The sequence below is a fragment of the Enterococcus sp. DIV0802b genome, assembly GCF_050543535.1.
GTDB lineage: Bacteria > Bacillota > Bacilli > Lactobacillales > Enterococcaceae > Enterococcus_D > Enterococcus_D entomosocium.
In genome coordinates this window covers 928,731-941,557 of record NZ_CP172941.1, presented here as the reverse complement: position 1 = coordinate 941,557, position 12,827 = coordinate 928,731, and the positions used below count along the sequence as shown (strand labels likewise).

Genomic DNA, 12,827 nt, shown 5'->3' with positions numbered 1-12,827 from the left:
GCGTTCCTCCTCACTTTAGATATCAAAAAAATTGGTATCTGCTAATGTTTGGGCAGTGCCTTCAATTTCCATACCCTTAGGCGTGCAAAGAAAAATTTCATCGCCAACACGCTTGATATCACCATCTTCAGCGTACACTGTTCCTGTTAAAAAATCAACTATTCGACGAGCTTGGTACTCTTCAATTAAATGAAAATTAACAAGTACAGCATCTCCATTGATGACTTGCTTCGCAATCCCCATAGCTTCTGAATAAACGCGTGGTTCTACGATCGTTATTTTTCCAGCCATTTGTGGAGAAGTTTCTTTTGCTTTTGTGTCTTTGACTCTCGTATTAGTTCTTTGTTGCGCCATTGGAACGACTTTTTCTTCCGTCTTAGGCACCGATCTTACTCGTTCAGCCGCCGCTGAGGATTGTTGATAGGTAGCAGTTTGAGGCTGCTGTCTGTATTGATAGGCTTGATTTTGTGGTTGACTTGTTGTATAAGAAGCCGCTTGGCTAGAAGCACGCGTACTCGCTGTTGTTCTAGGGGCGGTAAAAGCTCCTCCTTGGTTCACAGCTGGTTTCGCTGCCGTGCGTGCAGGTTCTTCAGTGGCAAATGTTTCTTCATAATAATCTTCTTCGTCAGTCAATCCAAAAAAATTGGTCAGTTTCTCTTTGAGCGACATCGGTCAACCTCCTTTTTTATTGAAATAATGCTGTTCCTACACGAATAAATGTTGCGCCTTCTTGAATCGCAATGGGAAAGTCATTACTCATTCCCATACTCGTTTCTAAGCAAGGGGCATGTGTAAGATGCAGGTCAGCGATCTGTTGTTGAATCCTTTTTAATTCTTTGAAAATCTGATGCTGCTCGTCTTTGGAAGCAGTGAGCGGGGCCATCGTCATCAATCCAACAACACGAATTTTGTCGAACGAAGCGAGTGCTTCAATAAAAGCCACCACCTCTTCTACGAAAATCCCTTGTTTCGTTGCTTCCTGCGAAACATTCACTTCCACAAAGCAGTTGATCGGATGCTCTGCTCGTTTTTGAATTTCTTGTGCCAGTTTGATTGAATCCAACGCATGGAAAAAATCAATCTCATTTATAACTGATTTTACCTTTCTGCGCTGTAAATTACCAATAAAATGCCAACGGACATCTGGGTAATCAGTTAATGCTGCCTTTTTTTCAAGTAGCTTTTCTACTCGATTTTCTGCACAATCACGCACACCATTTTCTAGAAGTTCTCTTGTCGTTTCTGTATCGACGGATTTTGTCACAGCTGTCAAACAGACCTCACTGGCATTTCTAGAAACAAGAGCACAGGAGTCCTGTATCTCTTGCTGGATCTTGTGCAAGTTCTCAGAAATCATGTGCTCTGCCCCCTAGCGTTTACGACGGAAAAATGGTGGTGTGCTTAATTCGTCGTCATCATTCGAGCGTACTTCATCACGGCTGAAGGTGTCGAATTCTTTCTTTTCTACATTTTCAAATGTGTTTTCTTCTACTTTAGGTCGTACATTTTGTTCTTTACGGATATCCCAATCACCAAAACCATTGCTTTCTTCTGCTTGTGCAGGACGCGCTTGGTCCATATCTAAGGTTGGTTTTTGTGGGATAGAATGAATTTGGCTTTGACTTTGTCTGCTAGAGCGAGACCCACGTTCTTTTTTAGAAGGGTCAATGCCGGTTGCAATGACAGTCACACGGATTTCATCGCCTAAGTCTTCATTGATTGATGTACCTAAAATAATATTTACATCACCTGTTGCCGCATGAGCGACGATATCAGAAGCATCTTGTGCTTCAAATAAAGTCATGTCCAATCCGCCAGTGATGTTCAATAGCACTTGTTCAGCACCATCGATCGATGTTTCTAGCAATGGTGAAGAGATTGCTTTTTTCGTTGCTTCGATCACGCGTTCTTCGCCGCTAGCAACGCCGATTCCCATCAAAGCGGTGCCTTGATTTTCCATCACTGTTTTCACATCAGCGAAGTCTAAGTTGACATAGCCAGGTGCAGTGATCAAGTCTGAGATCCCTTGAACCCCTTGACGCAAGACATTGTCTGCTTCACGGAATGCTTCAAGCATTGGCGTTTTCTTGTCAACAACTTCTAACAAACGGTTGTTTGAGATGATCAATAAGGTATCGACATTCTCTTTTAATTTAGCGATTCCTTCAGCAGCAAAACGGCCGCGTTTTGGTCCTTCAAATGTAAACGGACGAGTAACGACGCCGACTGTCAATGCGCCGATTTCTTTGGCAATTTTAGCTACGATCGGTGCAGCACCGGTCCCGGTTCCGCCACCCATACCAGCGGTAATGAAAATCATATCCGCGCCTTCTAATGATTCACGAATAGAATCTTCACTTTCTTCTGCTGCTTTTTGACCAACTTCTGGTTGTGAACCAGCACCAAGACCACGGGTATATTTAGGGCCTAATTGAATGACTGTTTCTGCTTTTGAATTTTTTAATGCTTGAACGTCAGTGTTGGCTGCAATAAATTCTACGCCTTTGACATTTTCTTCGATCATACGATTTACTGCGTTGCCGCCACCACCGCCGACTCCGATGACTTTGATCACAGCGCCGTCATTGATGTTATTATCAATTGAAAATTCCATAGTTTATCTTCCTCCTGAGAATCGTTTTAGATTATTCAAAGATATTTGAGAAGAAATCTTTTACTCGGTTTGTGATCGACTCACCTTTTTTCTCTTCTTCTGTTTCTTCATAAGTTTCTTCTGGAGCTTCATATTGTTCGTAATGCACTTCTTGTTGTTGAATGGCAACGGGCTGTTGCGCGACTGTTTTTTCACCAGTGATCGCACTTTTGGCAAGCTGATAGACTTCGCTTAAGTTTGCTGAATAGTCAACGATACTGATTACATTGGTGAATACAGGATTTCTAAGTCCCATATGATTAGGAACGTAAAGCTTAACGTTTGTTTCGAATACTTCTTGAGCCAAATCTACGACACCCGGCAGGCTTGCAGCACCACCAGTCAAAATCACGCCACCTGGCAAATCAAGTCCATCAATTTCATCTAAGACTTCTTTTGATTTGGTAAAAATCTGTTCCATACGTGCTTCGATGATTTCTGACAAATAGCGTTCATCGATCTTCACAGGTTCTGATTTCCCAATCACATCCACTGGAAATTCTTCACTAGCGGACGTCCGTTCAGGATACGCATCCCCATAATTGATTTTTAACGCTTCTGCATTGTTGAAGGAGGTATTTAAAACTGTCGAAATGTCTTTTGTGACAAATTCGCCACCCTCTTGGTTCACATGGGTAAATTTCAATTGCTTGTCGTGCATCGCTGATGTCGTCGTTTGGCCACCGCCGATGTCGATAACGATCGTACCAAAATCTTTTTCACCATCAGATAAAATCGATTCTGTCAGTGCTAATGGCGTAATGACTACTTCATTAACGATCAGACCAGATTTTTCCACACATTTACGAATGTTGTGAATGATGGTTTTTGGTCCTGTATAAACCACACCAAACATCTCTAGGCGAACACCGATCATGCCACGAGGATCTTTGATCCCTTCAAAACCATCCACTGTAAATTCTTGCGGTAAGATAGCAATGATCTGTCTTTCAGGAGGGGTTGAACGTACAAGTGCTGCGGAAGCAACATTGCGGACGTCTTCGTCGGTGATCTCTTTTGATTCACTGTTGACAGCGATCATCCCTTGACAATTTTCCACTTCAAGAAGATTGGCTGGTACACCAACACTTACACTGCGAATTTGAATTCCTGCTTTTTCTTCTGCTTGTCTTACTGCTCTTTGAATGGCTTGTACCGTTTTATCGATATCTACAATGATGCCACGGTTGATTCCTTCTGATTTTGCATTTCCTACACCAATGATATTCATTTGGCTGTCAACGTATTCGGCTACTACAACTTTTACAGATGTCGTACCGATATCAAGGCCAACATACATTCCCGTTTTTGCCATGGATGGGGTTCCCTCCTACTTAAATTGGATATATAGCGAACCATCACAGTCCGTTTTTAGAGTTCATTCGAATAATTTGTTCACTGTTACCAATTCTACCATATAATGGCGCTTTTTAGAAACAAGTTAATGAAAAAAACTCTTGAATTTTTCCTAAGAATCACTATCAGCTGTTTGATTTTCGTCTGCATCGTCTTCTTGTGTATTTGAAATTGGGTAAGTAAAGATCCCAACTTCCATATCCACAATACTGTCCTCGGTCAAATCTTTGGCAATTTGCGGATAATACTGCATTTGACTCACCATATTTGAGATATTGACAATCACTTGATTGCCATCATTCATAAAGAGAGTTAACAGTTCATCATTGCTGTCACGGGGGGTGTATTTGATTTGAGAAATGCCATCTCGAATTTCTGAACTTAATTCTTGATAGGCACTGAGTGTCGCCTTGATTTTGTCTTCAGCCGAAAAATTTTCTAAAACCGGCAATCCTTCCTCTGGCTGCTCACTGATATCATCCAAAACAGCGCCATTTTCCAAAACTGGTGCATAGCCGCCATCTTTGGCTAATAAAGCCACTTCCTGGAATTCAGTGACAGTGATATCAAAACGATTAATACCAGATAAAGAAATAGAAGCATTTTTTATGCGCGGCAATTCTTTTTTGATTGCTGCTACACTCTGATTCCGTTCAAAAAATTGCGGCCACATCTCTTCATTGACGGCTAGGTCAGAATTTTCGAGAATCGCTTCTGCGGATACTTCTTGATTGCCTTTGACCACCACATTAGCCAAACGACTAAGCGGCGAAACAAAATACAAAACAATCAGCAAAGGAATCATCAGTAAACCGATAATCAGCGCTAAACGGCGAATCAATACTTGATTGCGGTACGCCTTTAGATTAGGTAGCCGGTCAGCAAAGGAGCGAGCCTTTTTTTCTGGCTCAGGCAGCTCTTCTTTCCCAGCGTTGGTTTCTTCTATCGCTTGTTCTGCTTCAAAAAGTGCTTCTTCTGCCAACTCCTCTTCATCTTCATGCGCTTCTTTCATGTCTTCTGTTTCTTCAGAAGCGGGTGAAGACCAAGCTGGCTGATTGCCTTTTTCTTGCAAATATTTTAGATTTTCTTTTTGCCAAGGGGTCAACTCTTCCGTTGACGAGGGGGTTTGATCATCATGAGGTGTTTTGTCTTTACTAATGATAATCGCTCCTTTCTATCCCACACATTGTACTATTTGATTACCTCTTGCACAAGTCGAAATAATCGTTCCGAGGCATCGCTGATCCCTTGTTCTTTTGAGGCTTTGGCCATCTTACTACGAAGGGCTTCATCTTGCATGATACTATCTACTGCTTCCACGAGGTTTTGGCTGTTTAGTTCATGATCGGCAATCATTTTGACTGCTCCTGCATTGGCTAAACTTTGGGCGTTCTTTGTTTGGTGGTCATTAGTCACATAAGGGCTAGGAATCAGAATTGCTGGAATCCCTAATGCCGTAAATTCGGCAATCGATGTGGCGCCTGCTCGTCCAATCAACAAATCACTATTTGCCATCACTTCTGCCATTTGATCGATATAGGGACGAATACTGATATTAGGGAAAGCATCTTTTGACATCCCGATTTTTTCTTCGATCTCTTTGTAATACCTTTCCCCAGATGCATAAAGTAACTGATACTCTTTTTGAGCAAAAAGCGGCAGCGCATCAATGATCGCTTGGTTGATTTTCAGAGCTCCTTGACTCCCACCAAAAACCAAAACCGTTTTTTTCGCCGGATTTAAATCGTAAGAAGACAAAATCGTCGACTTTTGACTATTCCGTACTTCTTGCCCCCTGGGATTGCCCACTAGCACCGTTTTCTTCGCTGGAAAGTATTGAGAAGCATCGTGAAAAGCAATGGCGATTTTATCCACATACTTGGTTAGAAACTTATTGGTGATTCCAGGAACACTATTTTGTTCATGAATAATGGTAGGTATTTTCAACTTCGCTGCAGCAAAGACCACGGCGCCAGAAACATAGCCGCCGGTGCCAATCACCACATCCGGTTGAAACTCCTTGATGATTTTCTTTGCTGCATAATAGCTTTTCATGAAAAGCTGGATCGTTTTTACGTTATCAAAAGACAGCTTACGCTTAAAGCCTTGGATCTCTAACGTTTTAAAAGGAATACCTGTTGGAGGGACGATTTTATTCTCTAAGCCCCTTGTTGCACCAATGTATAAAAATTCGGCTGTCGGGTCAATCTCTTTTACGTAATCGACAAAAGACAACGCTGGATAGATGTGGCCGCCAGTACCGCCGCCAGTCACAAGTATTTTCATGTCCTTCACTCATTTCTATTTAAGTTCTGCTACTGCCGCCATAAATTTGTCGCCGCGAACTTCAAAATTAGGGTATTGATCCCAACTTGCATTCGCCGGTGACAATAGAATCGTATCTCCAGCAGCACTTAAAGAAAAGGCAACTGGGACGGCTGTTTCAACATTGTCTGTCATTTCAATCGTTTTTACGCCAGCTGCTTGAGCGGCTGAGGCTAATTTTTCTTTTGTTTCTCCAAACACTACGATAGCTTTGAGTCCTTTTAGTGCTGGAACCAACTCATCAAAACTGTTGCCACGGTCCAAGCCGCCTGCCAATAAGACCAATTTCTCATTGTCAAAACCGCCTAAGGCCATTTCTGTTGCTAAGATGTTGGTTGCTTTGGAATCATTGAAAAATTTCACCTGATTGATGGTGGTGACATACTGGGTCCGATGAGGTACCCCAGTGAAGGTTTGCAACGCTTGTTTGATTGCTTCGTTTGGCATATTGCAAAGTTTTCCAACAGCGATCGCCGCTAAGGCATTTTCAATATTGTGTGCCCCTGGTACGCCAAGTTCCTCCGCTGCCATAATTGCTTCTTCTTTATAGTAGAGCATCCCATCAAGCATATATGCTCCTGCTACTTTTTCCTTGGTGGAAAAAGGAATGATTTTCGCCTTTGATTTGGCCGACAGTGCTTCTAGTTCCGGTTGGTTCCAGTTGATCACTAAATAATCGTCAGCGGTCATTCGTTGTTGCAAGCGCCATTTTGCTAAGACATATTCCGGGCGACTACCATGGTAATCGATATGGGCTTCATATATATTCGTGATGACAGCGATTTTCGGCCGTAAGGTATCGATTCCCATCAATTGGAAACTTGAAAGCTCCATCACCAAGCGATCTTCAGGCTTAGCTGTTTGAGCAACGGAACTTGCAGGAAACCCGATATTTCCAGAAAGCAATGCCTGTCCTTTTTCCATTCCAGCATTCAAGACATTGGCGATCATAGTCGTTGTGGTGGTTTTTCCATTCGTACCAGTAATACCGATAATCGGCGCTTCAGAGATTTGATACGCTAGTTCCACTTCCGTGATCACAGGAATTTTTTTCTCTAAAGCTTTTTGAACAAGAGGTTGTGAATAGGGGATCCCTGGATTTTTAACGACTAGCGAAAATCCTTCATCCAATAATTCAATCGGGTGGCTGCCAGTGATCACTTTGACCCCTAAAGCCAAAAGATCTTGTGCTTCTGGATTTTCAGCAAATGGCTTTCCGTCATTAACGGTCACAAGTGCGCCCAAATCATGTAACAATTTGGCCGCACTGAATCCACTACGCGCTAATCCTAGCACAAGAACTTTTTTATTTTGATATGTTGTAATTTTTTTCATTTTCTTCATCTCCTACCATACAAGGGCTATTGTGAGCAACGAGCAACCTAACGCGATACACCAAAACACAGTGTCGATCTTCCACTCAGACCATCCGCTCATTTCAAAATGATGATGGATGGGTGACATCTTGAAGATTCGTTTGCCTGTTAATTTGAATGAGGCAACTTGCAGCATCACGCTTGCTGTTTCACAAACATAGACCAGTCCGACAAGCAATAGGGTCCATTCTTGGTGTAAAAGAATCGAGATAGCTGCCAGCAGACCGCCTAAAGCCAGTGAGCCGACATCCCCCATAAAGATTTTTGCCGGTTTGCGATTGTAGGGAAAGAAGCCGATCAATCCGCCGATGATCGCAAGACAAACGATTAACACATCGATTTGATCTTGTCGCCAAGCAATCAGTGCGTAAGTTGAAAAAGAAATCGTGCCCAGTCCTGCGACTAGCCCATCGATACCGTCCGTCAAGTTGACTGCATTTGAAAAACCAACAAGCCAAAAAATGACGAACAAGCCATAAAAAATCGATAGCGACACGTCTATCCCAAAGAAATTCAGTACATCCGCATTGCCTTCGGATCGAAAAACAAAGTAAAAGACGAGTCCGCCTAAAATCTGTCCAATCAGCTTTTGCAACGAGTTCAGCCCCATATTTCGTTTGCGGAAAATCTTGATGAAGTCATCAAGAAATCCTAATGCACCATAAACCAAGGTAATGAACAAAAGAATGAACAATGAAGCAGTCAATTGATTTTGCCATGCTCCTACCCAGATGGCAGTGATCATTGCAGAAATCAAAAATACAAACCCACCCATCGTTGGTGTACCGGCCTTTACATTGTGCCATTTGGGGCCGTCACCACGTATTTCCTGTCCGTATTTCTTCATTTGAAAATAGCCGATAAACAAAGGCATTGTGGCTGTTACGATCGCAAAGCCACTTGCCAAAGGTAATATCATCTCTGTCCATTCCATATTGTTCTCTCCTATTTATTCGTTTTCACTTAGTGTAAACTTGATCGATTGTCCTGATAATTCGGTGTATGGTTCCACGCTTTGTTTGGTACAATAGCCGTTTCCTTCAAAACTGACGTCTACATTCAGCAGACTACCAAATTTGATTAAGTCTGCTTTTGACCAGGAAGTCGTATCCGGCATATAGTACTTATCGCTGTCGGTAACGAGCAGTACCCGTCCGCCAGGCATGATCGAAGTCCCACTGTCAACCGATTGGGCAATGACTTTTTCACCATCCCCGATGACTACCGGGATCAATCCAGCTTTTTGAACATCCGTTGCAGCCGATTCTGTATCGAGATTGCGATAATCCCCCACAGTTGTTTCGCTACCAGATGTTGTGCTTTCTTCTAATGCAGAGTTTTTCAGATCCATGACCCGTTTCATCAATGGATTGGCAATTTCACCCAACACGGTGCTTTCGTGCTTCTCTGGTAATTTAATCGTCAAATACAAAATGTATTCTGGTTCTTCTGAAGGAAACATCAAAACAACGGAATATAGATAATTGGTGCCACCAGACAAATACTTACCGGTTGTTGGATCGGCTACTTGGGCCGTCCCTGTTTTTGCAGAAATGTTGTAGCCAGGTAATTCATAAACGCCATAGGCACTTCCATAATTTTCACTCTCGACAACATCACGCATATATTCACGGACCTCTGTTGCAGCCTCTTTTGTGATCGGATGGCCGACCTCTTCTGGTTGCGTGACCGTTTCTTCTCCAGTATTGCCATCAACGATTTTACTAATAAATTGTGGTTTCAGCATCGTTCCATTATTTGCGACCGATGTGAAAGCCTGCATCATTTGGAAATTCGTCACACCAATCGCTTGACCAAAGGAAGTCATCGCTTGGCTGACAGGATTATCTTCTGGGGTGATTCCAGTATTTTCGTTAGGCAATCCTGAATAGGTGCTACGGCCAAAGCCAAATTCTTTTAAGTATTGTTGCCAACGATCAGCCATCCGCTGCTCCAAGGTCACCATTCCGATATTACTGGACCATGAAAGAGCTTGGCGCATCGTCAATGTTCCTTTTTGACCAAAGTCCCAGTCATTGATGGTTGCATCGTAAAGTTTTAATCCATCAGGACTTGGGGTAAAGGTTTCGTTCTCATTGAAGATGCCTTGATCGATGGCAGCTGCTGTCGTCAAAATCTTCATGGTTGATCCTGGCTCATAGTTGTCTTCAACTAACAGATTTTGCCAATCATTGATCGAATCCAAATTTTCTGGATTGTAGGTTGGTCGTTGCGCCATCGCTATGATTTCGCCGGTTTTGGCATCCATTAAGTTCGCTGTTAAGTTTTCTGGTTTGTTTTCTTTAAAGACGCTGTCCATCAGCGTTTCCAAATAGCTTTGGATTCGACTATCGATGGTGGTATAAACGTCTTTTCCGTCAACGGCTGCGACGGTCTCTGCTACTGTTCCGGGCAGCGGGTTTTGATTGTTATCTTTTTGATAAACGATCTCACCATCAGTTCCCGATAATACATCATTGTAAGCAGCTTCCAACCCAGTTTTGCCGACTAGACCAGTATCGTCATCATTGGCAACAGCATACCCGATAAAGTGAGAAGAAAAGACCCCATTCGGATAAAGGCGAGCTGGATGGCTATCAAAATGGAAGCCGGCAATATCTTCTTTTTCCATTGCATCTTCGATCGCATTTTTTTGTTCTAATGTAATATTATTTCCCTTGCTCCCAAAAGAGACCCGCCACAATTGTTGCTCAAGGCCATCCTCTAACGTATTGACTGCTGTTTCTTGATCAATGGACAATACATCTGACAAAATTTTGGCCAACTTATTGAAGTTTGCTTTTTCTGCAAAGAGATTTTTGTTGCCATCTTTGTAATTCTGATTCAAAACAGCATAAATGGAATACGAGGTCACATCTTCGGCGATCGGAATCCCATTACGGTCATAGATTGTTCCACGTTTCGCTTTGATCACTTCGCTGCCTTCATAAAGATTTTTGGTCTTTTCTGCTAATGAAGTTCCCGCGACATCCCCGACAATGACGATATAGCTCAAACGCGTGACAAACAAAAAGAACAATCCAATACTCGTAGCAAAGAGAATAATACCTACTTTTTTGCGATTGTTCGTTGTAGTTTGATTGTTCTTTTTTAAGTATTGCTTGAATTTATCTGTTAACTTCATTTAGTCCACTTTCCTTAAATTGCCATCATCGATCGACAATCCATTATCCTCAGCAATCTTTTGGATGCGCTCGGTTTTAGAAAGTTCATTTTTCTCTTGTTCCAACTGTTCTGCTTGTGTTGTTTTCTCAGTGATATCCGATTGGATCAAGGAAATATCATGCTCAACTTGGCTGATATTGGTCCGAATATTGATGGTCAAGATTGCCAACGTCAATACAGCGATAATCACAAAGGCAGCAATCAGTTTTTCTAGAGTAGAAATACTTTTTAACCGACGAGCCGGAGATGCTGGTACACGGATGACCTCAGGACGCTGGGGATCAGTAGGCAGTTTTTCAGTTGTCGGTTCAGAGTGATCCAAAGGTTGTGATTCAAGAGGTTCTCTGAATTCATAGTCATGAACTTTTAGTTCTGCCATAGTTGTTACCCTTCGCTTTCCTTGATTTTTTCCGCGATTCGTAGTTTCGCACTACGAGAACGATTATTTTCAGCTACTTCTTCCTCAGTAGGAAGAAGTGGTTTTCTTGTTATAAGTTTTAGTGTTGGTTGAAATTCTTCTGGTATCATCGGCAGACCTGGTGGCATATCCTTTGGTGTACTGTATTCCTTGAACATCGATTTCACAATGCGATCTTCTAATGAGTGGAACGTGATCACACTGACACGTCCGTTGACTGCTAAAAGATGAATGGCTTGTTCAAGTGATTCTTCAATTACACCTAGCTCATCATTGACTGCAATTCGAATGGCTTGGAAAACCCGTTTTGCTGGGTGACCGCCCTTTCTTCTTGCTGGAGCTGGAATGGCTGTTTTGATGATATCGACCAATTCCCCCGTTGTTTCGATGGGATGATCTTGTCTCACCCGCTCGATTTCACGAGCGATTTGTTTTGAGAATTTTTCTTCTCCATAACGGAAGAAGATTTTGACTAATTGATGGTAGTCGAATTGATTGACCACTTCATAGGCAGTCAATGCTGCAGTTTGATCCATCCGCATATCCAGCGGTGCATCTTGGTGGTAGCTAAAGCCACGTTCGGCTTCATCTAATTGGGGTGAGGAAACACCTAAATCATACAAAATACCATCGACTCGGCTTACGCCGTGTTGATTCAATGCTTCCTTTAAATAGCGGAAATTACTTTTAATAAACGTGACCATCCCTTTAGCAACATAAGGTGCTAAACGTTCTTTTGCATGGTCGATGGCGGTTTGGTCTTGATCAAAAGCAAAGAGATGTCCTTCTTCAGACAGTTGTGACAATAAATATTCACTATGACCAGCTCCACCTAATGTACAATCGACATAGACGCCTTCTGGACGAATTGATAATCCATCAACGGTCTCCTGTAGCATAACGGTGTAGTGTTGAAAATCTGCCATGTGTTTTTCCTCTTCCTATCAAGCCTATAAGCCAAAGTCGATCATTGTTTCAGCAATTTCATCAAAGTTTTCTTCTGCTTCTTCAGAGAATGCTTGCCAACGCGTTTCATCCCAAATCTCGATTCGATTTGAAACCCCGATGATCACGCAGCTTTTAGTAAGGTCTGCATGATTTCTCAATGTAACAGGGATATTGATTCGTCCTTGTTTATCGATCTCGCACTCTGTTGCAGCAGAATAAAAGAAGCGGACAAATGTCCGAGCATCCTTTTTCGCTAAAGGCATTTCGTTTAGTTTTTCTTCAAGTTTTTCCCATTCAGATAAGGGGTAGCCAAATAAACAGCCATCTAATCCACGTGTCACAACAAATTTTTCTCCGAGTTTTTCTCGTAGTTTTGAAGGGACGATTAGTCGGCCTTTTGCATCTATCGAATGTTGAAATTCACCCATAAACATCGATAAATAACCCCCGATCTCCACCTGATATTCACAGTCTACCACAATCCCCCACTTTCTACCACAAATTATATGAAATTTGAAAGGGAAGTTGTTTGACTTTTCTTTACCAAATGAACAAAAAGACGAAA

General features: G+C 42.3%; 12 protein-coding genes. All 12 read right to left on the bottom strand.

Features of this window, described 5'->3' with window-relative positions:
• Window positions 1-15: 15 nt before the first annotated feature.
• Window positions 16-669, bottom strand: a complete 654-nt coding sequence (locus tag IGJ12_RS04265; protein ID WP_008377341.1) for a cell division protein SepF — start codon at window positions 667-669, stop codon at window positions 16-18.
• Window positions 670-685: 16 nt separating this feature from the next.
• Window positions 686-1,357, bottom strand: coding sequence for a YggS family pyridoxal phosphate-dependent enzyme (locus IGJ12_RS04260; RefSeq protein WP_008377340.1), 672 nt, complete (start codon window positions 1,355-1,357; stop codon window positions 686-688).
• Window positions 1,358-1,369: 12 nt separating this feature from the next.
• A complete protein-coding gene (ftsZ, locus tag IGJ12_RS04255) occupies window positions 1,370-2,614 on the bottom strand; it encodes a cell division protein FtsZ (RefSeq protein ID WP_005237278.1) in 1,245 nt (414 codons plus the stop codon).
• Between the two features lie 31 nt (window positions 2,615-2,645).
• On the bottom strand, window positions 2,646-3,968 hold the full coding sequence (gene ftsA / locus IGJ12_RS04250) for a cell division protein FtsA (protein ID WP_005237279.1): 1,323 nt from the start codon (window positions 3,966-3,968) through the stop codon (window positions 2,646-2,648).
• Between the two features lie 153 nt (window positions 3,969-4,121).
• A complete protein-coding gene (locus IGJ12_RS04245) occupies window positions 4,122-5,114 on the bottom strand; it encodes a cell division protein FtsQ/DivIB (protein ID WP_429961761.1) in 993 nt (330 codons plus the stop codon).
• 86 nt (window positions 5,115-5,200) lie between these two features.
• A complete protein-coding gene (gene murG / locus IGJ12_RS04240; protein ID WP_005237281.1) occupies window positions 5,201-6,295 on the bottom strand; it encodes an undecaprenyldiphospho-muramoylpentapeptide beta-N-acetylglucosaminyltransferase in 1,095 nt (364 codons plus the stop codon).
• Window positions 6,296-6,310: 15 nt separating this feature from the next.
• Entirely contained in the window at window positions 6,311-7,669 is a 1,359-nt protein-coding gene (gene murD, locus IGJ12_RS04235) for a UDP-N-acetylmuramoyl-L-alanine--D-glutamate ligase (protein WP_005237282.1), read from the bottom strand.
• 12 nt (window positions 7,670-7,681) lie between these two features.
• Complete coding sequence (gene mraY, locus IGJ12_RS04230) at window positions 7,682-8,644, bottom strand: phospho-N-acetylmuramoyl-pentapeptide-transferase (protein ID WP_005237283.1); 963 nt, start codon at window positions 8,642-8,644, stop codon at window positions 7,682-7,684.
• A 15-nt stretch (window positions 8,645-8,659) separates the two neighbouring features.
• On the bottom strand, window positions 8,660-10,855 hold the full coding sequence (locus tag IGJ12_RS04225; RefSeq protein ID WP_008377336.1) for a penicillin-binding transpeptidase domain-containing protein: 2,196 nt from the start codon (window positions 10,853-10,855) through the stop codon (window positions 8,660-8,662).
• On the bottom strand, window positions 10,856-11,275 hold the full coding sequence (gene ftsL, locus IGJ12_RS04220; RefSeq protein ID WP_008377334.1) for a cell division protein FtsL: 420 nt from the start codon (window positions 11,273-11,275) through the stop codon (window positions 10,856-10,858). It abuts the gene before it with no gap.
• Window positions 11,276-11,280: 5 nt separating this feature from the next.
• A complete protein-coding gene (gene rsmH, locus IGJ12_RS04215) occupies window positions 11,281-12,240 on the bottom strand; it encodes a 16S rRNA (cytosine(1402)-N(4))-methyltransferase RsmH (protein ID WP_008377332.1) in 960 nt (319 codons plus the stop codon).
• A gap of 24 nt (window positions 12,241-12,264) precedes the next feature.
• Window positions 12,265-12,696, bottom strand: a complete 432-nt coding sequence (gene mraZ, locus IGJ12_RS04210) for a division/cell wall cluster transcriptional repressor MraZ (RefSeq protein WP_005228792.1) — start codon at window positions 12,694-12,696, stop codon at window positions 12,265-12,267.
• Window positions 12,697-12,827: the final 131 nt, after the last annotated feature.